We start from the raw sequence: 26,906 nt of genomic DNA on the forward strand, positions 1-26,906 counted from the left end.
TGAATATTTTCCGTAAACTCGAACAATATTGGCAACATCCGCTGCTTTACTGGCCGCTGGTCATCTTGATTGCCGCCGCGACACCGTTCACTTTCGCCCCGTATTATCATTTCTGGCTGATGCCGCTGTTGTTTGGCGCGCTGATACGCCTGATTGAATTGCGTCCACGCTTTGCCGTCATGACTGCCTATCTGTTCGGATTAATCGGTTATACGGCGCAGTTTTATTGGATACACACTGCCTTGCATGATGTTTCGGGTTTGCCGGATTCATACGCCATCCCCCTCACCTTCCTGCTGCCGGCATTTCTTGCGCTTTATCCGGCCATCTGTTTTTGGGTGTGGAGAAAATGCAACCTGTCGCGCTGGGCCAAAACCGGCCTCCTGCTGCCGATTTTGTGGACGCTGGCAGAATTTGCCCGCGAACGTTTCCTGACTGGATTCGGCTGGGGTGCAATCGGCTATTCCCAAATCATCAAAGACAGCCCGTTGGCAGGCTTCGCGCCTTTGGGCGGCATTCATATGGTCACGCTGGCAACCGCTTTTCTCAGCGCATGGCTGGTGTTGCTGATTGACAACCACGGCCGTCTGAAACACCGCCTCCTGCCCTTATTCCTTATCGTTGCACTCTGCTCCGTCGGCTACATTTCCCAACAAACCGAATACACCCGCCCTGACGGCAGCACCAGCACGGTTGCCCTGATTCAAGGCAATATCGAGCAAAATCTGAAATGGAAAGAAGAGCAAATCATCCCAACCATTCAGAAATACTACGAACAAATCAGCAAAACCAGTGCTGACATCGTCATCCTGCCCGAGACCGCCCTGCCACTGATGCGCCAAGACCTGCCCGAAGGCATCTTGGAACAATTCGCCGAGCAAGCGCAAAGCAACGGCAGCGCGTTGGCCATCGGTATCAGCCAATATACGCCCGACGGCAACGGCTACGAAAATGCAGTCATCAATTTGAGCGACTATCACAACAGCACTTCCGATACCATCCCCTACTACGCCAAGAACCACCTCGTTCCATTTGGCGAATACAAGCCCTTGCCCACCATTACCGAGCGCCTCTATAAAATGATGGATATGCCTTTGGCCGACTTTCAAAAAGGCGGCGACAACCAAGCGCCTTTGGTGATGAAAGATCAAAAAGTCGCCTTCAATATCTGCTATGAAGACGGTTTCGGCGACGAACTCATTGCAACGGCGAAACGCTCCACCTTGCTTGCCAACATCAGCAATATGGCGTGGTATGGCAAGTCCAATGCCATGTACCAGCAGCTTCAACAGTCCCAAGCGCGTGCAATGGAACTGGGCCGCTACATGGTTCGCGCCACCAATACCGGCGCGACCGCCATTATTTCCCCTAAAGGTACGATTGTTGCCGAAGCCCAACCGGATACAGAAACCGTCCTCGAAGGCCACGTTAAAGGCTATATCGGCGAAACGCCTTATATGAAAGCAGGCGGCTCAACATGGCTTATCAGCATTTTGGCCGTTATCGGCGTATTCCTTATCCTGATTGGCCGGAAAAAACCAGAATAAAAAATTTTTAAGACCTTGTTATACAAGGTCTTTTTTATCACCAAAACTATTTACATACAGAAATGTTTGTAATATACTTAGCCAAAACCTAGCAAATCACTCAAATTTTCTAAGACAATCAACCCTTGCGATTCAAGCAGTAAAAACTATTGGATCTATCGTTAATTTACAGAAAAAATCCAACCCATAACAAAACAAACCACAGGCAGTGTTATACTGCTTGTCACACAATAAACAAAAAGCCGTTTTCAGACGGCCCAATCAAGGAGAGTATCCTTTATGAATAAAGCTTTTGCATTACCCGTTATCCACAGCGGCAACGGTAGCCTCGAGCAATACATTCATACTGTCAACAGCATTCCCATGCTGACTGCCGAAGAAGAAACACAACTGGCCGAACGTCAACAAAAAGGCGATCTCAACGCCGCCAAACAGCTTATTCTGTCTCATCTTCGCGTCGTCGTATCCATTGCACGCGGTTACGACGGCTACGGCCTCAACCAAGCCGACCTGATTCAAGAAGGTAATATCGGCCTGATGAAAGCCGTCAAACGCTACGAACCGAGCCGCGGCGCGCGCCTGTTTTCGTTTGCCGTGCATTGGATTAAAGCCGAAATCCATGAATTCATTTTGCGCAACTGGCGTTTGGTCCGCGTTGCCACAACCAAACCGCAACGCAAACTGTTCTTCAATCTGCGCAGCATGCGTAAAAACCTGAATGCCTTGTCTCCAAAAGAAGCGCAAGAAATCGCCGACGATTTGGGCGTCAAATTGTCCGAAGTCTTGGAAATGGAACAACGCATGACCGGTCACGATATCGGCATCATGGCAGAAAACAACGATGACGAAGACAACTTCGCCCCTATCGACTGGTTGGCCGATCACGATGCAGAGCCTAGCCGCCAGTTGTCCAAACAAGCCCACTACGCCCTGCAAACCGAAGGTCTGCAAAACGCCTTGGCACAACTGGACGACCGCAGCCGCCGTATCGTTGAAAGCCGCTGGTTGCAAGACGATGGCGGTTTGACCCTGCACGAATTGGCTGCCGAATACGGCGTATCTGCCGAACGCATCCGCCAAATCGAAGCCAAAGCTATGCAAAAACTGCGCGGTTTCTTGGCAGAAGAAGCTGAAGCCGTTTAAGCCTTTCTTGATAAAAGGCCGTCTGAATCTTTTCAGACGGCCTTTTCGATGGCAAACCTCATTGCATCTTCTCCCCCAACACATTCATTTTAAAGCCCACTTAAGCTATAATACCCACCACACACACTACCCAGTCATACCATAACCATGCAACTTACCGTCGTCGGACTCAATCACCAAACCGCGCCCTTGAGCATACGCGAAAAACTGGCATTTGCAGCTGCAAATCTGCCGGATGCCGTGTCCAACCTCGCGCGTAGTGAGGCGGCGGAAGAAGCAGTCATTCTTTCTACCTGCAACCGCACCGAGCTTTACTGCGTCGGCGAAACCGAAAAAATCATCGACTGGTTGGCACAATATCACGACCTGCCTGCCGAAGAAATCCGCCCTTACCTCTATACCTTAGATAATAATGAAACCGTCCGCCACGCCTTCCGCGTCGCCTGCGGTTTAGATTCCATGGTCTTGGGCGAACCGCAAATTCTCGGTCAAATCAAAGATGCCGTCCGCGTTGCGCAAGAACAGGAAAGCATCAACACCCACTTAAACGCCCTGTTTCAAAAAACCTTTGCCGTTGCCAAAGAAGTGCGTACCGACACTGCTGTCGGCGAAAACTCCGTCTCCATGGCTTCTGCATCGGTCAAAATGGCAGAGCAAATCTTCCCTTCCATTTCTGATCTGAACGTCCTTTTTATCGGCGCAGGCGAAATGATTGAGCTGGTGGCTACTTATTTTGCCGCCAAAAATCCCAAGCTCATTACCGTTGCCAACCGCACACACCAGCGCGCGCAGGAATTGTGCGACAAACTCGGTGTCAACGCCGAAGCTTGCCTGCTGAACGAATTGCCCGATATTCTTCACGATTACGACGTGGTTGTTTCTTCCACTGCCAGCCAACTCCCACTCGTCGGCAAAGGCATGGTCGAACGCGCATTGAAAAAACGCCACAACATGCCTGTTTTCCTGCTGGATTTGGCTGTTCCGCGCGATATCGAAGCCGAAGTCGGCGAATTGGAAGACGCATATCTCTATACCGTAGACGACATGATGGACATTGTCCAAAGCGGTAAAGATGCGCGCAAAAAAGCAGCGGCGGCGGCTGAAAGCATGGTGGAAGAAAAAGTCAGCGAATTTATCCGCCTACAGAAAAACCGCCAAAGCGTTCCGCTTATCCGCGCCTTGCGCGACGAAGGTGAACGTGCACGCCGCCAAGTATTGGAAAATGCCATGAAGCAACTGGCAAAAGGCGTATCCGCCGAGGATGTCCTCGAACGCCTCTCCATTCAGTTGACCAACAAACTGCTCCACTCTCCGACACGCACGCTCAATAAAGCTGGCTCGGACAACAGCGAATTAATCGATGCCGTGGCACAGATCTACCATTTGGATCAACACGACTGACCACAATTTAAAGGCCGTCTGAAAAAAGCGAACCGACCGACAGGTCATATTCAAAAGTTTTCAGACGGCCTTAAAACAATAAAATCCCAATTATCATTTTTTCATTTAAAATGAAATGCTTGAAAAAAAACCGTTAAAGTGTAAAAATCCTACCTTATACATTTAAACAGCATTCAAACAATAAAACTGCCTGCCGATTCAAACGCATGCCGACAATACGATAGGCACCGGCAAAAGGAACTTTCGTGCATATTAAAACAAACACATATCTGGCCCTTGCTGTCCTCTCAGCTTCCCTTCTTTCAGGTTGCGACAAAGTCAGCACCTTTTTCGACAAAGACGAAAACAAAGAACTCGTTCAACGTATTGAAACCAATACCGATGACGGAAAAGTCGGTATGTTGTTGCCCGACTTCGCCCAACTGGTGCAAAACGAAGGACAGGCCGTCGTCAATATTCAAGCGACACCGGCAAAACGCTCTGCGACACCGGATGACGACCACAGCATGGACCTGAGCCAATTTCCCGACAACGATCCGTTTTACGAGTTCTTCAAACGCCTTGTTCCCAATATGCCAGACATGCCGCAAGAAGATACCGAAAGCGACGATCTGAATTTCGGCTCCGGCTTCATCATCAGCAAAGACGGCTATATCCTGACCAATACCCACGTGGTTGCTGGCATGGGCAATATCAAAGTCCTGCTCAACGACAAACGCGAATACACGGCCAAACTGGTCGGCTCAGACGCCCAATCCGACGTTGCCCTCTTAAAAATTGAGCCGCAAGAAGACTTGCCGGTTGTCAAAATCGGCAATCCGAAAGATTTGAAACCGGGCGAATGGGTAGCCGCCATCGGCGCACCTTTCGGCTTTGACAACAGCGTAACTTCAGGCATCGTCTCCGCTAAAGGCCGCAGCCTGCCGAATGAAAACTACACGCCGTTCATCCAAACCGACGTTGCCATCAACCCCGGCAACTCAGGCGGCCCGTTATTCAACCTCCGCGGCCAAGTAGTCGGCATCAACTCGCAAATTTACAGCCGAAGCGGCGGTTTCATGGGCATTTCGTTTGCCATTCCGATTGATGTTGCCATGAATGTGGCCGATCAATTAAAAGCCAACGGCAAAGTCCAACGCGGTCAATTAGGCGTGGTTATCCAAGAAGTTTCTTACGATTTGGCCAAATCTTTCGGTTTGGACAAAGCAAGCGGCGCGCTGATTGCCAAAATCATGCCGAACAGCGCAGCGCAACAAGCCGGGTTGCAAGTCGGCGATATTGTCCGCAGCGTAAACGGAGAAGAAGTCCGTGCCTCCAGCGACTTGCCGGTCATGGTCGGCTCGATGATGCCGGGCAAAGAAGTGACTTTGAGCATTTGGCGCGGCGGCAAACAAACCGATGTCAAAGTCAAACTTGGCAGCGCAGCCGAACAAACGGAAACTTCTGCAAAAGAAGCCGAACACCCGCAACACGAAGGCGGCCATGACGGATTTACCGTTGAAAATGCAGGCCTAACTTTGCAGGTTGAAAACGCAGACGGCAAACAACGCTTAATCGTTCTGCGCGTTAGCGGTGCGGCCGAACGTGCCGGCCTCAAACGCGGCGACGAAATTATTGCCGTCAGCCAAATCAGCGTCAATGACGAATCCACTTTCCGTAGCGCATTGGAAAGCGCAGGCAAAAACGTACCGCTTTTGGTACAACGCGAAGGCAATACTTTGTTCCTCGCGCTAAATCTGCAATAGCAAGATTTTCAGACGGCATGATGATGCGTTAAATGATAAAATACCCATCTGTCAGAGGCGGTGGGTATTTTGTTATCCGTCTTCCAGTTTAGGCCGTCTGAAAATATTTCACCGCTTATATACAATATAATTATGCAACTTATTAATTATTCGAATTCTATTTTATCCATTATTCCTGCAGCCATCGCGCTTGCCCTGGCCATTGCCACGCGTCGTGTATTGCTGTCCTTGGGTGTCGGCATTATCGTCGGCTCATTCCTGCTGGTAGGCGGTAATCCGCTTGATGCCTTGGTTCACTTGAAAGACATGGCCGTCAGCCTGACTTGGGCGGACGGCGATTGGTCTTTGGGCAAACCCAAAATCCTGCTCTTCTTAGTGCTTTTGGGGATTTTCACTTCCCTGCTGACGCATTCAGGCAGTAACCAAGCATTTGCCGATTGGGCAAAACAGCACATCAAAGGCCGCCGTGGTGCGAAGCTGCTGACTGCCTGCCTGGTATTCGTTACCTTTATTGACGACTATTTCCACAGCCTTGCCGTCGGCGCGATTGCCCGCCCTGTAACCGACAAATTCAAAGTTTCCCGCGCCAAACTGGCTTATATCCTTGACTCCACTGCCGCGCCGATGTGCGTTTTGATGCCTGTATCCAGCTGGGGGGCATCGATTATTGCTACTTTGGCAGGCCTTTTGGTGACTTACAACATCACAGACTACACACCAATGGGCGCATTCGTGGCCATGAGCCTGATGAATTACTACGCCGTCTTCGCATTGATTATGGTGTTTGTCGTGGCCTGGTTCTCCTTCGACATCGGCTCCATGGCCCGTTTGGAACGCGCCGCTTTGAATGAAATTCATGATGAAACCGTTGAAACAGGCCATCCCAACGGTCGCGTATTCGCTCTGATTGTGCCGGTTTTGGTACTGATCGTCGCCACTGTTTCCGCCATGATTTACACTGGCGCACAAGCTTCTGAAACCTTCTCTTTGCTCAGCGCATTTGAAAATACCGATGTAAACACTTCCCTCGTATTCGGCGGCACCTGCGGCGTATTGGCCGTCATCCTCTGCACCATCGGCACCATCAAAACCGGCGATTACCCTAAAGCCATTTGGCAGGGCATCATCTCTATGCGCGGTGCCATTACCATCTTAATTTTGGCATGGATCATCAGCACCGTTGTCAGCGAGATGCACACCGGCGAATACCTCTCCACTTTGGTGGCAGGCAATATCCACGCAGGCTTCCTACCCGTGATTTTGTTTATGCTCGCAGGCGTGATGGCCTTCGCTACCGGCACAAGCTGGGGCACATTCGGCATCATGTTGCCGATTGCCGCCGCCATGGCCGTCAAAGTCGAACCTTCGCTGATTATCCCTTGCATGTCTGCCGTAATGGCCGGTGCCGTATTTGGCGACCACTGCTCGCCAATTTCCGATACCACTATCCTCTCTTCTACCGGCGCACACTGTAACCACATCGACCACGTTACCTCGCAATTCCCTTATGCGCTGACCGTAGCCGCATCTGCTGCCACAGGCTACCTCGCACTGGGCATGACCGGCTCTGCGCCTTTAGGTTTTGTGGTAACCGGCATCGTGATGGTTGTGTTGGTTTTCATCTTAAAAGACAAGAAAAAAGCAACTGCCTAATTCAAAACCAATATTCAGACGGCCTGAGATATTCTTACACTCTCAGGCCGTCTGAACATAACGATTATCCAATAGATACATTATTCAGGACAAAACAATGAATACGCCTCATCTTCCACGCGGCCCAGTCATGGCCGACGTCGCTGCCTATCATCTGACCGAAGAAGAAAAACAACGCCTGCTCGACCCTGCCGTCGGTGGCGTTATTTTGTTCCGCCGCAACTTTGAAAACGTTTCCCAGCTCAAAGCTTTGGTTCAAGAAATCAAAGCCGTCCGTACACCTGAACTTATCATCGCCGTCGACCACGAAGGCGGACGGGTTCAACGTTTTATTGACGGCTTCACCCGCCTGCCTGCCATGAATGTATTGGGCGAAATTTGGGATAACGAAGGCCAAGAAGCCGCCTGTACCCAAGCAGAACAAGTCGGCTGGGTTTTGGCAACCGAACTCTCCGCCTGCGGTATCGACCTATCCTTTACGCCTGTATTGGATTTGGACTGGGGTCAATGCGCCGTCATCGGCAACCGCAGTTTCCACCGCGACGCCAACATCGTTACCCAGCTTGCCCTTGCCCTGCAAAAAGGTCTGAACAAAGGCGGCATGAAATCTTGCGGCAAACACTTCCCCGGCCACGGCTTTGTCGAAGGCGACAGCCATCACGTCCTGCCTTGCGACGAACGCAGCCGAGAAGAGCTAGAAGCCGCAGACCTTATCCCCTTCCGAGCATTGAGCCAAGCAGGCATGGCCGCAGTCATGCCTGCCCACGTCGTATACCCGCAAACCGACAGCCAACCTGCCGGCTTCTCCGAAAAATGGCTGAAACAAATCCTGCGCCAAGAAATCGGATTTAACGGCGTTATCTTTTCAGACGACCTGACCATGGAAGGCGCATGCGGTGTCGGCGGTATTAAAGAACGCGCCCGCCTTTCTTTTGAAGCAGGCTGCGATATTGTACTGGTGTGCAACCGTCCCGATTTGGTAGATGAATTGCGAGACGGTTTCCACGCACCGGCAAACGCCGACTTGGCAGCGCGTTGGCAATACATGGCCAACACATTGACCGTACAAGAAGCCGCCGACATCATGGCAACCGAAGCATTCCAAGCCGCCCAACAAGCAACTGCCAAACTGGCAACGCCAAAAGACATCGCTGGCGGTGTCAAAGTCGGTGAAGCATTCTGATTCAAGGCCGTCTGAAACATTGACAGCAAATAAAAAAAGGAAGACTTGAAAAAGTCTTCCTTTTTTTGATTTAAAGCGATTAGCGGTGTTGCGGATTGTAACGGTTTTCCAATCGCAGGAATACCCAACCCAAAAAGCTTGTCAGCACCAAATAAATCAGCGCAATTGTATAAAGCGGCTCTTCATAGACAGAATAGCGGCCGGTAATCGTGCTTTGTACATAAGCCAACTCTGCCACGCCAATGACGGAAAGCAATGAGCTGTCTTTCAACAACGTAATAAACTCACTGGCCAATGGCGGCAACATACGGCGCAAAGCTTGCGGCAAAATCACATAACGCATCGCCTGAGTATAGGTCAGCCCCAAAGAACGCGCAGCTTCCATTTGGCCTTTATCAATCGATTGAATACCGGCACGGAAAATTTCACAAATATACGCACCCGAGTTCGCAACCAAAGCCAAAGAACCGGCAATCAGCGCACCATAAGAACGGCGCAGATCAACAGCTGCTTCGCCGCTAATCAGCACACCGTCGGCCGGGTGAACGAAAAATGGGAACCAAACATAAGCCCAAATCACAATTTGTACAAACAATGGCGTACCGCGGAACAGCGTAACATACCAAAAAGAAATCTTACGCAACACCCAAGCCAAGGCACGCATCGGCACACCGGCTTTTTCCGGATTGATCAAACGCGCCAATGCCAACAGCAAACCCAAAACCGAGCCACCTGCCGTTGCAACCACCGTCAGTCCCAGCGTTGTCAACACGCCGTATAAAAACATCCAGCGGTATTCATAAATAATGTCAAAACGAAAATCCATAAACCTTCCGTCGGTCAAAATCGGTAACTAATCCGAATATTTTTTAAAATGAAGCTTGATATTTTACAAGAAAATACATTGCTTGAACGGTTTTTTGTTAAATTATTCCGCCCAACCCTGCTTTTTTTACATTTCTAATAAATTAAAGCCCCTTTTCACCTTTGCCCATATAGGACATTTTCCGTATAAAAAACAAAGCGCAAACCCGACACAAAATTGACCGAAACACAAAAACAGCGGATAATCCGCCCATTCTTCAAACATCTTTCAGACGGCCTTCCCTCTTTCCTTAAGGGCCGTCTGAAAACATTTTAAAAAGCATAAAACATGAAAGTACCCGAACTCTTATTGCCTGCAGGCGGCCTCGAACGCATGCGCGCCGCCTACGATTACGGCGCAGATGCCGTTTACGCCGGCAGCCCGCGTTACTCCCTGCGCGCCCGCAACAACGAATTTGCCAAACTCGACGTCCTCGAGCAAGGCATTAAAGAAGCGCACGAGCGCAACAAAAAATTCTTCCTGACCGTCAATACGCTGCCGCACAACTCCAAACTCAAAACCTTTGTTTCCGATATGGAGCCCTTGATTGCCATGAAACCCGACGCGTTGATTATGGCGGATCCGGGTTTGATTATGACTGTGCGCGAAAAATGGCCGGAAATGCCGATTCACCTGTCCGTACAGGCAAACACCACCAACTACTGGGGCGTGAAATTCTGGCAAAACATCGGCGTTGAGCGCATTATTCTGTCGCGCGAATTGAGCATGGAAGAAATCGCCGAAATCCGCCAAGAATGCCCCGACATCGAACTCGAAGTCTTCATTCACGGCGCATTGTGTATCGCCTACTCCGGCCGCTGCCTGCTCTCCGGCTATTTCAACCATCGCGACCCCAACCAAGGCACCTGCACCAACTCCTGCCGTTGGGACTACAAGGTTCACAACGCCACTGAAAGCGATGCAGGCGACGCCCAACTTCTGCAAGGTTTCAACTTTGAAAAAGCTCAAGAAGAAGCCAACCAAAACTTTGAAGGCATCAATGGTCAAAAACGCCATCCCTACGCCGACAAAGTTTTCCTGATTGAAGAGTCCAACCGCCCGGGCGAAATGATGCCGATTATGGAAGATGAACACGGCACCTACATCATGAACTCCAAAGACCTTCGCGGCATTGAAGTGGTTGAGAAACTGGCAAAAATTGGTGTGGACAGCCTCAAAGTCGAAGGCCGTACCAAATCGCTCTATTATGTTGCACGCGTGGCCCAGTCCTACCGCAAAGCGATTGACGATGCCGTTGCAGGCCGTCCGTTTGATTACAGCCTGTTGAGCGAACTCGAAGGCCTCGCCAACCGTGGCTACACCAGCGGCTTCCTCGAACGCCACCAAACTCAAGACTACCAAAACTACCTCAGCGGCCATTCCACCGCCAAACAAAGCCAATACGTCGGCCACGTTACCGAAATTGATGAAAACGGCTGGGCGACAATCGAAGTTAAAAACCGCTTCGCTGTCGGCGATTCACTCGAAATCATCCACCCGAGCGGCAACCAAACCATCAAATTGGAACAAATGACCCGCAAAGGCCAGCCTGTCGATGTTGCCCCAGGCAACGGCATTCAGGTCAAAATCCCGAATATGCAAGGCAAAGAAAAAGCTTTGGTTGCGCGGATTATGAATCCTTAAGCATCAAAAAATAAAGGCCGTCTGAAAGTTTCAGACGGCCTTTTAAATGATCTATGCTGTTTTAAGCCTATTCTTGCAATACGGCAGCAATCAATTCTTCCGCACCATCATCTGCCAGTTTTTTGGCGACTGCACGACCCAAGGCATCGGCGTATTCGGCAGGGGCTTGCGCATCCGCCTGCAAAATTACCGAACCGTCAGGATGACCGACCAAGCCGCGCAAGGTCAGCAAGCCGTTTTCTTCAGTGCAATATGCGGCCAGCGGCACTTGGCAACTTCCACCCAAAGCGCGCGCCAACGCACGTTCGGCCGTAACGCAGGCGTGTGTGGTATCGTGGTTCAAAGGCTTTAAGACTTCGTACAAATCTTCGCGATGCGCTGCAATTTCAATACCCAATGCGCCTTGTCCGGCGGCAGGCAGACTGTCGGATTCCGACAAAATCATGCGGATGCGTTCGTCCAATTCCAGACGCTGCAAACCGGCGGCAGCCAAAATAATCGCGTCGTATTCGCCGTTATCGAGTTTGGACAAACGGGTTTGCACATTGCCGCGCAAAGGTTTGATAACCAAATGCGGATAGCGCACGCGCAACTGGGCTTCGCGGCGCAGGCTGGATGTGCCGACGACAGCGCCTTTGGGCATTTCTTCCAAACGCGCGTATTGGTTGGACACAAATGCGTCAAACGGATTGGCGCGTTCGCCGATGGCCGCAAGCGTAAAACCTTCAGGTAAATCCATCGGCACGTCTTTAATCGAATGCACGGCCAAGTCGGCCCGGCCGTCATACAAAGCCTGCTCCAACTCTTTGACAAACAAGCCTTTACCGCCGACTTTTGACAAAGTTCTGTCCAAAATCTGGTCGCCGCGCGTGGTCATGCCCAAAATCTCGACTTCGCAATCGGGATACAGGGCTTTCAGACGGCCTTGGATGTGTTTTGCCTGCCACATGGCAAGCAGGCTTTCGCGACTGGCGATAACGAGTTTTTTCGGGTTCATAATGGTTGCCTGAAAGATGGAAAACGGCATGAAGTCTATCATATTTTGGGCGTTTTTTCAGACGGCATGGGGGTGAATATGTTATATTTACGCCTAAAAACCAAATTTTCCGGACAACATGAAACGCGCCAAGAAATATCCTTTTTTATCCTTACAGCGGCAACGTTTTCATCTGAGCTTTGAAAACGCTTCTTCCGCCGCCAACCTTCCGTCAGAGAACGACTTCTACCGCTGGGCGTGGTCGGCCTTGAAAAATGAATACCGCCGCGCAGACATCAGCCTGATTCTTCTGGACGAAGAAGAAGCCCGCGCCTACAACCGCGACTACCGCGGCAAGGATTACGCCACCAATGTATTGAGTTTCGCGCTCAACGAAGGCGAAATCCTGCCCGACCAGTTTTCAGACGGCTTGTATGGCGATTTGGTAATTTGTCCGCAAGTGGTTTTGAAAGAGGCCGCCGAACAAGGCAAAACACCTGAGCAGCATTTTGCCCACCTGACCATACACGGTACTTTACACCTGATGGGCTACGACCACATCGAAGACAATGAAGCCGAAATAATGGAAGCCGAAGAAATCCGCCTGATGCTGGCGGCAGGCTTCCCCAACCCCTACCAAGAGGACGAATATTAAAATGGACGGTACGCAGTCGAAACCCAAGTTTTTCGAACGCCTAATCTCCCGACTTGCCGGCGAGCCTGATTCCGCCGAAGACGTATTGACCCTGCTGCGCCAAGCGCACGAGCAGGAAGTTTTTGATGCCGACACACTGACCCGGCTGGAAAAAGTATTGGACTTTGCCGAGCTGGAAGTGCGCGATGCCATGATTACGCGCAGCCGCATGAACGTATTGAAAGAAAACGACAGCATCGAGCGCATCACGGCCTACATCATCGAAACCGCCCATTCGCGTTTCCCCGTCATCGGCGAAGACAAAGACGAAGTTTTGGGCATTTTGCACGCCAAAGACCTGCTCAAATATATGTTCAACCCCGAGCAGTTCCACCTGAAATCCGTCTTGCGCCCTGCCGTTTTCGTCCCCGAAGGCAAATCACTGGCCTCCCTTTTAAAAGAATTCCGCGAACAACGCAACCACATGGCGATTGTCATTGACGAATACGGCGGTACATCCGGCCTGGTAACCTTTGAAGACATCATCGAGCAAATCGTCGGCGACATCGAAGACGAATTTGATGAAGACGACAGCGCCGACAATATCCACGCCGTTTCTTCCGAACGCTGGCGCATCCACGCTGCCACCGAAATCAAAGACATCAACACCTTCTTCGGTACGGAATACAGCAGCGAAGAAGCCGATACCATCGGTGGCCTGGTCATTCAAGAATTGGGACACCTGCCCGTACGCGGCGAAAAAGTCATCATCGGCAGCCTGCAATTTACCGTCGCACGCGCCGACAACCGCCGTCTGCACACCCTGATGGCCACACGAATTAAAGAAAACACGGATAAACCATGATTATTCTGGATCACGTCTCCAAACACTATCAAACACGCGACAACAAAGACTTTGTCGCCGTCGAGCCGACCAGCCTCGAAATCAAACAGGGTGAAATCTTTGGCTTGATGGGCTATTCCGGCGCAGGCAAATCCACCCTGCTGCGCCTGATTAACTTATTGGAACGTCCGGATACAGGTACCGTCAGCGTGTGCGGCCAAGAGCTGACCGCACTCAACGCCACGCAACTGCGCCACGCCCGACAAAACATCGGCATGGTATTCCAACAGTTCAACCTATTGAGCAACCGTACCGTTGCCGAAAACGTCGCCTTCCCTTTAGAAATTGCCAAATGGCCGTCTAAAAAAATCCAAGCGCGTGTTGAAGAATGTTTGGAAATTGTCGACTTGCAAGACCGTGCCAACCATTACCCGTCCCAACTTTCCGGCGGTCAAAAACAACGTGTCGGCATTGCCCGTGCGCTGGCGCCGCAACCTCAAGTCATCCTCGCCGACGAACCCACTTCCGCCCTCGACCCCGCCACTACGCGCAGCGTTTTGAAATGTTTGGAAGACATCAACCGACGTTTCAACGTAACCATCGTCATCGTTACCCACGAAATGAGCGTTATCCGCCGCCTGTGCGACCGTGCCGCCCTCTTGGATAAAGGCCGTCTGCTGGAAATCGTTGAAGTACACGGCAACCAAATCCATGCCCAATCCAAAATCGGGCAAGAGCTGATTCGAGAGGACTAATATGGCAGATTTAACATTTGAAAGTGCTGTTGAGACCATCGTCAGCATGAAGGGCGAAATTATCCAAGCCTTGGGCGAAACCTTTATTATGGTCGGCCTATCGACTACTTTCGCCGTTATCTTCGGTACGATTTTGGGCGTATTGCTGTTTGTGACGTCAAGCCATCAGTTGCACTACAACAAACAGCTGAATTTGTTTTTGGACAACCTGGTCAACCTGATGCGCGCATTCCCTTTCGTCATCCTGATGATTGCCATGATTCCTGTTACACGCGCCATCATCGGCACGACCATCGGCCCGGTTGCCGCCTCATTGGTATTGAGCGTATCCGGCCTATTCTACTTCGCCCGTCTGGTTGAGCAAAACCTGCGCGAAGTACCCAGAGGCGTAATTGAAGCGGCCTCCGCAATGGGTGCCTCACCCATGAGCATCATCTGCAAAGTGCTTTTGAATGAAGCGCGCGCAGGTATGGTTTCCAGCATTACCGTACTGGCTATTGGCCTTTTGTCGTACAGCGCGGCGGCAGGTATGATTGGCGGCGGCGGTTTGGGCGACCTTGCTATCCGTTACGGCTACTACCGCTATCAAATGGAAGTCATCATCTTCATCGTTGCCATCCTGGTTTTACTCGTTATCCTGATTCAAGGTATCGGCAACAGATTGGCGCGCAAACTGGATAAACGTTAAACAAACCAGGCCGTCTGAAATGGACTTACTATTTTTCAGACGGCCTGTTATCTATTTAGAACATATTAGGATATACCAAATAAATCTACAAAAAACACCCTCATATTCCCAAAATAGATTTACAATTCCTCTTTTTTTGACGGCGGCAGCTTAAGGCCGTCTGAAACCGTTTTATCATCCATCTGGAGCAAAATATGAAAACCAACACATTCTTCAAAACCCTTTCTGCTGCTGCGCTGGCCATCGTACTGGCTGCCTGCGGCGGTCAAAAAGACAGCGCGCCTGCTGCCTCTGCTGCTTCTTCTGCCGACAACGGCGCAGAGAAAAAAGAAATCGTCTTCGGTACAACCGTCGGCGACTTCGGCGATATGGTTAAAGACCAAATCCAACCGGCTTTGGAGAAAAAAGGCTATAAAGTCAAACTGATCGAATTTACCGACTATGTGCGCCCCAACCTTGCTTTGGCTGAAGGCGAATTGGACATCAACATCTTCCAACACAAACCTTATCTGGACGACTTCAAAAAAGAACACAAACTGGACATCATTGAAGCCTTCCAAGTACCGACTGCACCTTTGGGCCTCTATCCTGGCAAACTGAAATCTTTGGACGAATTGAAAGACGGCGTCAGCGTTTCTGCACCTAACGACCCATCTAACTTTGCCCGTGCATTGGTTATGTTGAACGAATTGGGCTGGATTAAACTGAAAGCCGACGTTGATCCGCTGACTGCCTCTAAAAACGATATTGCCGAAAATCCAAAAAACATCCAAATCGTAGAACTTGAAGCCGCCCAACTGCCACGCAGCCGTGCCGACGTTGACTTTGCCATCGTTAACGGCAACTACGCCATGAGCAGCGGCATGAAACTGACCGAAGCCCTATTCCAAGAGCCAAGCTTCGCCTACGTTAACTGGTCTGCCGTCCGCACTGCCGACAAAGACAGCCAATGGCTGAAAGATGTAACCGAAGCCTACAACTCTGACGAGTTCAAAGCTTACTCACAAAAACGCTTTGCCGGTTACAAATACCCTGCGGCATGGGGTGAAAACGCAGCAGCAGGTGCTCAAGCCGAAGCCGCCTCTACTGCTTCTGCAACCAAATAAATCGCTCTTTGAAAAAAGGCCGTCTGAACGTTCAGACGGCCTTTTTCTATTGATTATCTCTTCTCAAAGCTCAAAATAAGTTTTTTGATTAACGCCAAATACTTACGTAATTCCCTTTTTAAAACCAAATCAATATGTTGTAAAAAAGTTCAATAAGAAATCATGTTTTTATTCAATAGAATCAATCACTAAATGAATTATTCTACTTTTTTATAATATTCACTAGTAATGTTCCGCTTATCCTGATATTATACCGTTCATCTAAAGACATCCGGTTATCTGCATTACAGACCGCTCATCTGAATTGCTTCAAACCACTTTGTCGGATTTTCCCATATATGTTGTGTTTCTCCGTATCGAAGGGGTTTGAGCGGTCGAAATACCGTTTTGCTTAGATATTAAAGCTTCGTGCTTTGAAATGAGTGAATTTTTGTTTTAAGTGTCGTAATCTCTTGCTAATTACTCCCAGCTGCAAGAGTTTCAGGGTTGCCCCTTGGGCAGCCCTTCTTTTTTTATATTTCATTATTTCAATATCTTAGACTTTCCCTTATTCATATATTCAAACCAACTGGCAAAACCATTCTTTTTCTCAATCTCAAATCTTCTTCAATTCATTATTCGGCATCACCAGCCAAACCTGTGCCTTTTTAACTTGGGCCGCTGCTCGGATGGCCGCTTCATCCATAATAGAAAATGCGGTAGAAAAAGCATCGGCAACCGCCGCACTCTCCGCCATGACGCTCATGCTTTTATAGCGCGGCTGGCTTCCGCCTGTGCGCGGGTCAAACAGATGGGTAAATTTGCCTGCCTCGTCCATTACCGTGCCATAGCCGCCCGATGTGGCAAACGCTTGATTTTTCATGGCAATAGTGGTCAGGATTTGGTCTTCTTGGTCGGGATTGCGAATGCTGACATTCCACTCGCGCTGGTTAGCATTATCAAAGCCGTAAATCTCCCCCATATCAATCAATGCCTGGGTAACGCCTTGCTGCTTCAACAATTCAGCTACTTTGTCGGTGATATAGCCCTGCGCAATGCCGTTGAGCGACAGGCCCATGCCTCTTTGGGCAAAACGGATTTCTTTGGTATCAAAATCGACTTTGTTGAAATCCACTAATTTGAGCGTGTCTTTGATACTGCGTTCAGATGGCGGCGTTTCGGTTTTAGGGTTTCGTCTGAAATGATCGGCATACAGATTCCACAATGGCTGAATGCTGGGATCAAATGCACCCTGCGTCAGCTGATGGATATCTCGGCTGATACTGAGCAGCTGTAAAAAATCAGATGGCGGATTTTTCAGACGGCCTTCTCGGTTTAAACGGCTGATCAGGCTGTCGTCCCGATACAGGCTGAAGATTTTTTCCAACCGTAAAACTTCCGCCAATACTTTGTTGACTAATATTTCTGCCTGCTTGCGCTCAACGCCGAACAAACGCAACTCCGCGCCCGAACCCAATGCAATGCCTCTCCAAATAACTGGCTGCTCTTCTTGATTTGGGCTGGTCGGATGAGTCGGTTGATTGGTTTTGCGGCTGATGGCAAAAGGAATGCCGACACCGGCGGCAAGGGTGGCAGCTATGGCAAGGAAACGGCGGCGCGTTAAAGGGGTGGACATAAAGTATTCCTTAGATTTTTTATCTTTACATTGAAAGCCGCATTCATTAAATCATCAATCGGCAGCTTCCAATACAAAGGCCGTCTGAAACTGTTTCAGACGGCCTTCTATTGATTGTTTTATTTGAAAATGTATTCGTCGGGCATCTCTGCAAAACCGACTACTCTGCCGCCTTTTTCTTTGGCGAATTTTTCAGCCTGAGCCTTGTCGGCAAACGGAAGTGCGTCTTCCGCACCCATGCCGCCGATAAAGCTGCTTTCGATGACGTAATAGGCTTTTTTCGCATCTATCCATTCGGCGTCAGCATTGGGTTTTTCCCAATCTTTGACTTTGCCCATATCGGTAACATAGATGACATGAATGCCTTTAGGCTCTTCGGGCAGCTTTGTATAACCGAACATCTGCTTAATGGTGGAAAACCAAACTGGTTTGTCAGGTTTGCCGTTCAAGAAGATTTGCGCTTTAGGGCCGTTGTGTTCGGTCAAATTCATGCTGCAGTAATGACCGACTGCGCTGTCGCTGATTTGTTGGGGCGCAGGCGGAGGGCTGTTATCCTGCTTACTGCAGGCTGCCAATGCGATGAGTGTGAAGGTTGTCAATAATATTTTTCTCATATTTGTCGCTTTCCGAAAATCCAGGCGGCTAAGACCAAAGGAATGATAACCCATAATACCTGCGCCGTCAGCAAAATAGGCATACTCAGGCTGATTTGATCGCTCAAACCTGCCATGCCGGCATACATGGCTGTATTTTCGTAACCCGTCAGGTTCAGCAGGCGATAAATGTCTGCGGGGTTGAACAGAAGAACGGTTTCCACTACAGGCGCGGTAATGACTTGTTCGGTATCGGCAACCAAAACACCCAAAAGCGCCATATCGAAAATAACGACAAAAAACAGCCATACGCCGATGGCGATACCGGCGGCTGTACCGCGTTCTTTAACTTTTGCGCTGATCAAATAGCCCATGGACAAAAAGGCTGCGCCAAGAATCACGCTGGCAGCAATCAAAAGGGCGAAAGGTTGCCATGCGGCAATATCAAAACCGCCGTTGGCAAGCTGAAGGGTAATACCTGCCAATCCGTAGCCTGCGGTGGTAGCAAGGGCAAGAATGATGAGGTGGCCGATAAATTTACCGGCAAGGATTTGGTTGCGCGAGATGGGGTAACTTAGCAACAACGCCATTGTACCGCGCTCGATTTCGCCGATCAGTGCATCATAAGAGAGCAACATCGCAATCAGCGGGATCAAGAAGATAGACAGGCTGGACAGACTGACTACAGTTACCGTCAAGGGATCAACCTTGACCGAACCGGTAGGCGAGCTGCCGAGAAAGCCTAATGACAGTGCCAATGCGGCAAGCAAAAGTGCGGCGGCAAGAACCCAACGGTTGCGCAGGCTGTCTCGGACTTCTTTGCCGGTAATAATCCAAACGGGGTTCATACGTCTTCCCTCTTCAAGAATTGCGCGTACATATCATCAAGTGTTGGCGTGTGGATATCGATGTAGGCAAGACTGCCCAAATCACCCAATTCGCTCAAAAGTCCCATACGCTCTTCGGCTTTACATTGCGCTTTATACGACAGGCCGTCTGAAAGCGGATGCCAACGCTCGCTCAACGGGCGCGCTTCTTTCAAGCGGACGTTGACGGTCAGCGGTAGACCGCTTTGAACATGCAACTCATCCATGCTGCCGTCAGCAACTTTCACGCCGTTTTTCATAACGATGATGCGGTCGGCGTGGCCGTCAAGCTCGGCCAGTGCATGGGTGCTGAGCAATACGGTTGCGCCGCGCCCATTGAGTTCGCGCACAACTTCGTAAAACATTTGACGTGAAGCCGGATCAAGGCCGGTAGTTGGCTCGTCAAACAATAAAACTTTAGGCTCGCCCAACAAGGCTTGTGCCAAAGCGAGGCGTTGACGCATACCTTTAGAGTAAGTGCCGACACGGCGGCGTGCGGCCTGGGAAATGCCGACACGCTCGAGCAATTCGCGGTTTTTACTCAGGGGCTGTTTTTTTAGTTTGGCATAGAAATCCATGGTTTCGATACCGGTCAATGAAGGGTGCAATGCAACCGTTTCAGGCAGGTAACCGATTTGGCTGCGACGCTGCGCCCCTGCTTTACTGCCGGTCGGCTCTCCCAAAAGCATCACTTCGCCCTCGGTCGGCGTAATCAGGCCGAGTATCAGCTTCATAATGGTAGATTTGCCTGCACCGTTGTGTCCTGCCATGCCGACGCTCTCGCCAGCCTTGAGAACCAGATCGACTTGGTTGACGGCCTTTTGGCTGCCAAACTGCTTGGTCACGTTTCTTAATTCAACGTGGTTGGTACTGCTCATGGATATTCCTCTAGTGAATGTTTCAGACGGCCTTTGATATTGGGCCGTCTGAAAGGTTACATATTGGCATTTCCGCCTGTCAACGCACCGTTTTCGGCATTACCCCATTCGGATTGGTGCGTTTTTGCTTCATGCAGCAATTCGTCCTTCATGGCTTCGTATTTGGTTGTCGTTTTATTGCGGACAGGGTTCATCAAAGGCTTGCTGTCAATTACGCCGCCGGGCAGGATGGCGGGAAATTGAGATTGCGCCCATTTGACAATGCTGATGGCAGGGCTGTTCATCAATAACCGGGCGACGGGTGCGCGCCAGATGATTTGGTCGATAATCCCATTGGGACGGTAGGCACTGTCGCCGAAGCCGTCGCCGTCAAGGTCAAAGGCGCTGTTATCGCTCCAATAGTTGCCGCGACCACCCTCGCCCCAATCAAGGAAACGGGTGCTGACGTATTTGACTTGGCTTTCGTTGTTGATAAACGAATTATTGAACAGGCTTGTGCCTTCAATGGCCGCGGTAAAGTGAATACCGATTTGACAGTTTTCAAAATGGTTGTCGAAAATTTTATCGTAGTTGGCATTGTAGGCAAACACACATTTGCCCGCCTTATTGATCACATTATCGTGAATTTCGGAATAATTGACGTAGTTGAGCATAATGCCTTGGTCGCGACTGCCAACGGCAATGTTGCCATACACTTTCAGGCGTTCAGAAAACATCAGCACATAACCCATATTGTTGCCAACGGAGATATTGTTGCTGACTTCGCTGTCATTGGTATACATATAATGGACGGCAAAGCGCAAGTCGCTAAAACGGTTGCCTTTGTAGGTATTATGGGTACTGGTATTTGAAAAAATACCGTCACGGCCTTTGGAAATATCGTTATCGACCACTTGCGCACCGGGCGCATTCCAGACGGTTACGCCGTTGCCGCGTTCATTGACGCGCAGGGTTGCATCGCCGATGATTTTATTTTCCCGCACCATGGATTCTGCCGCACCGTGAATATACACGCCGACGGAATTGTCGATGATGTTGTTATGCTCCACCAGCGCGCGCGTTGCCGTCTCTTCTAAATAGATACCGGCATCCATTGCCGGCAAACTCATGCCGGAATGGGAAACGGTCAGATTGCGCAAAGTTACATCAGGCGCATGAACGGCAACCGTCCTCCCGCTCCGGTCGCCGACAATCTTGGCGGAACGGTCGGCAGGGCCTTCGATGGTAATGGGTTTGTCGATATAGAGTTTGGTTTTGTATGTACCGGAGGCAAGCTTGAGCGTATCGCCGGCTTGGGCGCGCGCCAAAGCATCATTGAGATTGTCTTGTGCGGATACGTTGATGACTGCGGCAAAGGCCGTCTGAACCATGCTGCCAAGCAGCAATACGAGTGCGGCACGTTGCCATTTGGAACGATGGATTTGTGTGTGCGTCATAATCATATCTCTGTTTCAGACGGCCTGCTTGCCGCATGATAAACCGATGCGGAAACAGGTATTTTGGTGTTATAGCAAAGCTGTCTGATGATGGCTTTCATTTTGTGGCCATATCGGCCGACAAACAACTTTGCTATAAAGGCCGTCTGAAAGAATGTTTTTTCAGACGGCCTGAAGAATTAAATCATCAAACCGAAATTATTTTGGTTTAACAATCATTTGGCCAGACATTTCCATGTGCAATGCGTGGCAGAACCATTGGCAGTAGTACCAGTGTACGCCTGGACGGACAGCCTTGAAGGTTACAGAAGATGTAGCTTGCGGGCCAATCTCCATAGCAATGCCATAACCTTCCAAAGTAAAGCCGTGAGTCAAGTCTTCAATGGTCTCAACGTTGGTTACATATACGGTAACTTCGTCGCCTTGGTTCACTTCAAATTGAGGAACGCTGTAAGCAGGCGCAACGGCAGTCATGTACACGCGTACTTTGTTGCCTTCACGTACGACTTTGGCAGCTTTTTCCAGCTCAACACCGTCTTTTTGAGCTTGTTCCAAAGCTTCTTGCCAGAACCATGGGTCTTTGCGGTCCCAAGTTTTGCTTGGGTTCACTTTAGACGCAGCAACCAAGCACAAGTCGTGTGGTTCGGCAAAAGTCGGATTGTCATGCACCAGACGCATTTCGTCGCCGGAGATGTCGATCAATTGGTCACACTCAGGTTTCAAAGGACCGGCATTCAAGAAGCGGTCTTTAGAGAACTTGTTCAAAGATACCAACCATTTACCGTCGGCTTCTTTGGTTTCGCCCATGGTAGTGTGGTTGTGACCCGGTTGATAGTGAACGTCGAGTTTTTGTTTGATCGGATCGATTTTCTCGCCTTTATAGGCTTTAATCGCGTCGTCGATGTTCCATTTCACCATTTGACTGTCGATAAACAATGTAGTATAGGCATTGCCGCGACCGTCAAATGCAGTGTGTAATGGGCCAAGACCCAGTTGAGGCTCGGCTACGACAACATCGCGCTCTTTGATTTTACCTGCAAACAAGTCATCCAGTTTGCTAACATCCAATACGGTAACGGTTGGAGACAGTTTACCGTTGAGCATGATGTATTTGCCGTCAGGGCTTGCATTACAACCGTGAGGAGAGTTAGGAACCGGGATGTAACGAGTGTATGGAGAGTTGGCTTCCGCACGACCGTCCAACATTTTTACGCCGTTAACTTCTTTGAAGTCGCCTTTTTTGATGCCTTCTTCGATGGCGGCCAGGTTAAATACTACACACCAGTCTTGTTCGTTAGAAGATGCACCTTGTACAGTCAGAGCGCGCTCAGAGTTATAGCAGGTAGAGAAAGAGTATTTACCTTGGTAGTCGGCATCGCCATTATCCAAGTTACCGTCTACCAATACTTGCCATGCGATGTCCATGGTTTCGCCATCAACTGCAGTATAAACGGCATTCCAAGTTTTAGGATCATCCCATTTGCCTACGCCGTCAACAGGAACGATATGCTCACCGTTGGCAAATACGTAGCCAGTTTTCGGATAGCGTTGAGGACGCAGACCGTGGATACCTGAAGCATTAGGAATATCGATGATTTTATCAGTTTTCATCACATCCAAGCGGATACGGCAAACACGGGTGTTTGCTTTATCGTTGGCGTAAGCATAACGGCCATCGTAAGTTTGGTCGGTGAAAGACAAGTGCGGGTGGTGCAAGTCGCCGTTAGGGTAGCAACGCAGACCGCTGTCTTGCAGGAATTTACGGGTTTCCGGCGTAATTTTTTCATTCAAAATACGCAGGCTCTCGTTGGTACGACCCCAACCGGTAGCGCTGTCCATATTGAACACAGGGATACGCATCAACTCACGCATAGAAGGTACGCCGATCAAGCGCATTTCACCTGATTGACCGCCTGACAAGAAACCGTAGTATTGGTCAAGTTCGCCTGGACCAACTTCGGAAGTTTGTTTGCCCGGTTCGGCAGAATGAGCAGCGGCTTTTTCGGCAGGTGCAGCACCGGAAGCAGCAGCTTTATCACCCTCGCCGTTAGAGCAACCGGCCAAGCCCAACAAACCGGCACCAGCAATACCCGCACCGGAAGCAGCGGCAGTACCTAAGAATGAACGACGGCTTAAGCCGTTTTGTTCTAATTTTTCGTCTGACATACGACACTCCTTGGATAAAATCCGGCGGCCGATTTTTCAGACGGCCTGCCGATGAAAAACTTTCTAAGTCAGGCTGCCGATACAGCCCTCTTTTTTTATTGATAAATTACTACTTGTCGACACTGATTGCCGATTCTTTTTTAACAAACTGGACGACTTGTTCTTGAGCATTTTGCGTCACTGCCGCATCATGCTGTTCAGCTTTTGCCGCCGCTTGTTTTTGTTTTTTCTTATTCGTTGCCACTACTTGGGGACAACGCGTATCGTGATGATACATTACCTGACAATGCAGACATTGGATACATTCGTTCGGATGAATGTCGCCTTCAGGTGCGATTGCCTGTACGGGACATTCGTGTGTACAAATCTGGCATGGGTTACCGCACATTTTATAACGGCGCAGCCAATCAAACACACGGAAGCGGCCCGGCAATGCAATACCTGCACCCAAAGGACACAGATAACGGCAGAAGAAACGTTCGATGAACAAGCCTGCAATCAGCAAAGCGGCGGCGAACAGAACAAACCACCATTCACGCATGAATTTCAAAATAATTGCAGTTTTGAAAGGCTCAATTTCAGCAAATTTTTCAGCCGTACCCAAATCGTACAGGGAAATTGCCAGCAAAGCGAAGAAAATTACATATTTAATCGCACTCAGACGGGTATGCAACAAGTGTGGCACTGTAATTTGTTTCAGACCCAATTTTTTAGCGATACGGTTGGTTAACTCTTGCAATGCACCGAAAGGGCACAGCCATCCACAGAATGTACCGCGGTTCCACAACAGCATGGTCGCCGCTGTAAAGAGCCACAGAATGAATACCAGCGGATCCATCAGGAAAAATTCCCAGTGGAACTCAGTCAAAACAGCTGAGAACAACGTCAAAGTATTCACTACCGATAATTGTGCCTGAGCATACCAGCCGATATAAAACAGCGTAAAGGTCAGGAAACAGAGACGGAATCGGTCATACCATTTTTCGTAACGGACAATCCAATCTTGGAACAGGAATACCAACAGAAGAATTGTCAAAGCAATACCGACAACCACGATTTGACCTTGTTTGGCTTTCCAAACCTGTTTCCAAAGTTGGTTGGATACGCCTTCCTCAGCCGTTGCATCTTCTGCAATACCTGTACTTTCTTCCGGAGCAGAGGCTGCCACAGCCACCGGCTCAACCGGTGCACTAATTTCAACCGGCGGTGCTTTAGGATCGTCAACGTAGTAGCCTTTTGGCAATTCGTAATCCAAATCTGCAGTTACGAAAGCCTTATCGTTAACACTCAACACACGTTGAATCATCAGTTGTAAACGCCATGGTTCAGCACCATCAAATTCCACACCTTCGGGGATAGTGAACCAAGAAACTTCTTTAAATGCAGGCGCACCTTCGGCGGATAAAGCAACTACACGTTCATGTTGCGCATCGGTAAAGCGGAAGCTGGTATCGCCTTGAATCATTTCAATACGGTCAAAGATACCACCGCGAACATAACCCGAACCTTTCCAAGAATAGCGACCTTCGCCGGCCACCATCACGGCTTCTTGGCCAGGTTTCAAACGTTTTTGCAGGTTGTTCCAACCGGCTTCACCTAAAAGGCTTTTACCGATGGAAGGCTGGCTGACCAAGGCAACATACAGATCAATAAATGTATCGTTACCATCACCCTGCTCCGCATGATCTGCCACACCTGCTTTACCGCTTTTCTCAAACAGTTTATTGATTTCGTCGATAGAAATATGCAGATGACCGACGGCTTTTTGTTCCAAAAGCGCATTCCATGACAGGATATCTTGTTTGTCTTGATTGGCAACACGACGCGGACGGGTTTGAACGGCAGGCTCGGCAGACTGTTCGTCGGAAGCAGCTGCCGTACCGGCTTGAACTGCTTTATCTGTACCCAAATGATATTGATGGATTACTGCTTTAACAGAGCGCTGAATACTGTCATTGATGACCATCAGGGTCACAGTCGCACCACTAATAATATCCCCTGGTGCAACACCTGGTTGAGGCGGGTTTTTAATAAAATTTAAGCCGATATATTTGTCAATGAATTTATCGACACGGGATTGCGGGATACCGATCAGCATAATCGGCTCATGGTGCTCAACCAATTTTGCGCCGGCAATAGTGCCATCATTGGCCAATGCAACCATCGTATCGATCGGTTTGCTCGAATAACCGCGCGTATTGACCACGTCAGTCGTGATATAAACCAAGCCAAGCTGCTCTTCGCCCTTGTACACGCGAGCAACCAAGGGCTTACCTTCAGGCTTACCGTAGCGGTCAGCACCTGGGAAAATTTCAGACGGCTGAACTTTTGCCAAGAAATCAGGCAAGCGTTCCGCGTAAGCAGGCAGGCTTACCATCATCACGAAAAATACAGCAAACAGCATAAGGATTCGTTTCCAAATGCCACTTAAGCACTTCATTTCAAGACAGGACATGGCTATTCCCGATATATCGATACTCTAAACACTTATATTATATGAATCATCTATCAGCAATAATTTGATTAAAATCAAGTTTACAAATCTTAAAACCAGATTCTACATACTAATAATACTTTAGAACTACATTAGATGAACCTTTTATTATTAGGCATGAAACATAGGAAAATCAACTCAATCCAAGAATCATCCCCATATTATTAACTTATTTATAATAATACTCAAAACAATTTCTGAAATTTCATTTAGCATATATTAAATAGAATAGAACCTGACTTAAATTTCCATAGGCCGCCTGAAAACGAATATCGAAAATACTTTAACCTACCCCTACAATGACAAAATACATTTCTTACAAAAACAAAAAGAGCCTATATAAAACAGGCTCTTTTTTCAGACTAATCTTAAGTCAGATTAGAATTTGTGACGCAGGCCAACAGTACCAGCAGTTTTCTCGTATTTGTAGTCGCCTTTGCCTTCTTTCAACCAGCCGGCAGACAACAGGGCAGAAGTGCGTTTAGAGAAGTCGTAGTCAGCACCAACGATAACTTGGTTGTAAGCGCTATTTTTTTGTTTTACGCCATCTTCTTTAGCTTTGAAGCCGTGAGCGTAAGAAACACGAGGAGTTACGTTGCCGAAGCGGTAAGCAGCAGTTGCACCAACTTCAGTACGTTCGTTTTTCTTAGCACCAGCTACGTCAGCTTTGAAGC

The 26,906-nt window shown here is 49.3% G+C and carries 22 protein-coding genes; 12 read left to right on the forward strand and 10 right to left on the reverse strand.

What is annotated here, in order from left to right; genetic code table 11:
* The first annotated feature begins 5 nt into the window (after window positions 1-5).
* From lnt to nagZ, 6 genes are all read left to right on the forward strand, one after another.
* Entirely contained in the window at window positions 6-1,547 is a 1,542-nt protein-coding gene (gene lnt, locus ACTHUM_RS07815; RefSeq protein WP_440402815.1) for an apolipoprotein N-acyltransferase, read from the forward strand.
* A gap of 279 nt (window positions 1,548-1,826) precedes the next feature.
* Window positions 1,827-2,690 carry an RNA polymerase sigma factor RpoH gene (gene rpoH / locus ACTHUM_RS07820; RefSeq protein ID WP_004519690.1) on the forward strand — a complete coding sequence of 288 codons (864 nt, stop codon included), beginning with the start codon at window positions 1,827-1,829 and terminating at the stop codon, window positions 2,688-2,690.
* A gap of 147 nt (window positions 2,691-2,837) precedes the next feature.
* Window positions 2,838-4,091, forward strand: a complete 1,254-nt coding sequence (gene hemA, locus ACTHUM_RS07825; RefSeq protein ID WP_003684306.1) for a glutamyl-tRNA reductase — start codon at window positions 2,838-2,840, stop codon at window positions 4,089-4,091.
* A gap of 245 nt (window positions 4,092-4,336) precedes the next feature.
* Window positions 4,337-5,836, forward strand: coding sequence for a DegQ family serine endoprotease (locus ACTHUM_RS07830; RefSeq protein ID WP_004519688.1), 1,500 nt, complete (start codon window positions 4,337-4,339; stop codon window positions 5,834-5,836).
* 132 nt (window positions 5,837-5,968) lie between these two features.
* Window positions 5,969-7,489 (forward strand): Na+/H+ antiporter NhaC family protein, encoded by a 1,521-nt coding sequence (locus ACTHUM_RS07835; RefSeq protein ID WP_004519687.1) that lies wholly within the window; start codon window positions 5,969-5,971, stop codon window positions 7,487-7,489.
* A 97-nt stretch (window positions 7,490-7,586) separates the two neighbouring features.
* Window positions 7,587-8,672, forward strand: a complete 1,086-nt coding sequence (gene nagZ / locus ACTHUM_RS07840; protein WP_039862102.1) for a beta-N-acetylhexosaminidase — start codon at window positions 7,587-7,589, stop codon at window positions 8,670-8,672.
* A gap of 79 nt (window positions 8,673-8,751) precedes the next feature.
* Here the strand turns inward: nagZ and ACTHUM_RS07845 are convergent, their stop codons facing one another.
* Window positions 8,752-9,498 carry an amino acid ABC transporter permease gene (locus ACTHUM_RS07845; RefSeq protein ID WP_049344868.1) on the reverse strand — a complete coding sequence of 249 codons (747 nt, stop codon included), beginning with the start codon at window positions 9,496-9,498 and terminating at the stop codon, window positions 8,752-8,754.
* A gap of 327 nt (window positions 9,499-9,825) precedes the next feature.
* Between ACTHUM_RS07845 and trhP the strand changes: the two genes are divergently transcribed.
* On the forward strand, window positions 9,826-11,181 hold the full coding sequence (gene trhP / locus ACTHUM_RS07850) for a prephenate-dependent tRNA uridine(34) hydroxylase TrhP (RefSeq protein ID WP_004519683.1): 1,356 nt from the start codon (window positions 9,826-9,828) through the stop codon (window positions 11,179-11,181).
* Window positions 11,182-11,248: 67 nt separating this feature from the next.
* Here the strand turns inward: trhP and hemC are convergent, their stop codons facing one another.
* The gene (hemC, locus tag ACTHUM_RS07855; RefSeq protein WP_107848928.1) at window positions 11,249-12,178 is read right to left on the reverse strand and encodes a hydroxymethylbilane synthase; all 930 of its coding nucleotides are present in this window, start codon (window positions 12,176-12,178) and stop codon (window positions 11,249-11,251) included.
* Window positions 12,179-12,296: 118 nt separating this feature from the next.
* On the opposite strand from hemC, the gene ybeY reads away from it, so the two are divergent.
* From ybeY to ACTHUM_RS07880, 5 genes are all read left to right on the forward strand, one after another.
* Window positions 12,297-12,812 carry an rRNA maturation RNase YbeY gene (ybeY, locus tag ACTHUM_RS07860; protein ID WP_049344870.1) on the forward strand — a complete coding sequence of 172 codons (516 nt, stop codon included), beginning with the start codon at window positions 12,297-12,299 and terminating at the stop codon, window positions 12,810-12,812.
* 1 nt (window position 12,813) lies between these two features.
* Window positions 12,814-13,656 carry an HlyC/CorC family transporter gene (locus tag ACTHUM_RS07865; protein ID WP_049344871.1) on the forward strand — a complete coding sequence of 281 codons (843 nt, stop codon included), beginning with the start codon at window positions 12,814-12,816 and terminating at the stop codon, window positions 13,654-13,656.
* Complete coding sequence (locus ACTHUM_RS07870) at window positions 13,653-14,390, forward strand: methionine ABC transporter ATP-binding protein (RefSeq protein ID WP_049322796.1); 738 nt, start codon at window positions 13,653-13,655, stop codon at window positions 14,388-14,390. Before ACTHUM_RS07865 ends, ACTHUM_RS07870 begins: the two co-directional genes overlap by 4 nt.
* A 1-nt stretch (window position 14,391) precedes the next feature.
* Window positions 14,392-15,078, forward strand: coding sequence for a methionine ABC transporter permease (locus ACTHUM_RS07875; protein ID WP_070587440.1), 687 nt, complete (start codon window positions 14,392-14,394; stop codon window positions 15,076-15,078).
* A gap of 194 nt (window positions 15,079-15,272) precedes the next feature.
* Complete coding sequence (locus ACTHUM_RS07880) at window positions 15,273-16,184, forward strand: MetQ/NlpA family ABC transporter substrate-binding protein (RefSeq protein ID WP_070695416.1); 912 nt, start codon at window positions 15,273-15,275, stop codon at window positions 16,182-16,184.
* A gap of 595 nt (window positions 16,185-16,779) precedes the next feature.
* On the opposite strand, the gene ACTHUM_RS07885 is transcribed toward ACTHUM_RS07880, so the two are convergent.
* The 8 genes from ACTHUM_RS07885 to ACTHUM_RS07920 form a co-directional block, all read right to left on the reverse strand.
* Window positions 16,780-17,799, reverse strand: coding sequence for an FAD:protein FMN transferase (locus tag ACTHUM_RS07885; protein ID WP_070695418.1), 1,020 nt, complete (start codon window positions 17,797-17,799; stop codon window positions 16,780-16,782).
* Window positions 17,800-17,918: 119 nt separating this feature from the next.
* Window positions 17,919-18,413: a nitrous oxide reductase accessory protein NosL gene (locus tag ACTHUM_RS07890; RefSeq protein WP_070695420.1), complete on the reverse strand. Its 495-nt coding sequence runs from the start codon at window positions 18,411-18,413 to the stop codon at window positions 17,919-17,921.
* The gene (locus ACTHUM_RS07895; RefSeq protein ID WP_070695422.1) at window positions 18,410-19,240 is read right to left on the reverse strand and encodes an ABC transporter permease; all 831 of its coding nucleotides are present in this window, start codon (window positions 19,238-19,240) and stop codon (window positions 18,410-18,412) included. Before ACTHUM_RS07895 ends, ACTHUM_RS07890 begins: the two co-directional genes overlap by 4 nt.
* A complete protein-coding gene (locus tag ACTHUM_RS07900; RefSeq protein WP_004519672.1) occupies window positions 19,237-20,136 on the reverse strand; it encodes an ABC transporter ATP-binding protein in 900 nt (299 codons plus the stop codon). Before ACTHUM_RS07900 ends, ACTHUM_RS07895 begins: the two co-directional genes overlap by 4 nt.
* A 56-nt stretch (window positions 20,137-20,192) precedes the next feature.
* Window positions 20,193-21,572, reverse strand: a complete 1,380-nt coding sequence (locus tag ACTHUM_RS07905) for a nitrous oxide reductase family maturation protein NosD (protein ID WP_440361193.1) — start codon at window positions 21,570-21,572, stop codon at window positions 20,193-20,195.
* Between the two features lie 198 nt (window positions 21,573-21,770).
* Window positions 21,771-23,738, reverse strand: coding sequence for a TAT-dependent nitrous-oxide reductase (gene nosZ, locus ACTHUM_RS07910; RefSeq protein WP_004519669.1), 1,968 nt, complete (start codon window positions 23,736-23,738; stop codon window positions 21,771-21,773).
* 109 nt (window positions 23,739-23,847) lie between these two features.
* Entirely contained in the window at window positions 23,848-26,142 is a 2,295-nt protein-coding gene (locus tag ACTHUM_RS07915; RefSeq protein WP_191620597.1) for a NosR/NirI family protein, read from the reverse strand.
* Window positions 26,143-26,610: 468 nt separating this feature from the next.
* The coding region (locus ACTHUM_RS07920; protein ID WP_440402814.1) for a porin at window positions 26,611-26,906 on the reverse strand (296 nt) is incomplete at its 5' end.

Source organism: Neisseria sp. P0021.S006 (assembly GCF_051956895.1).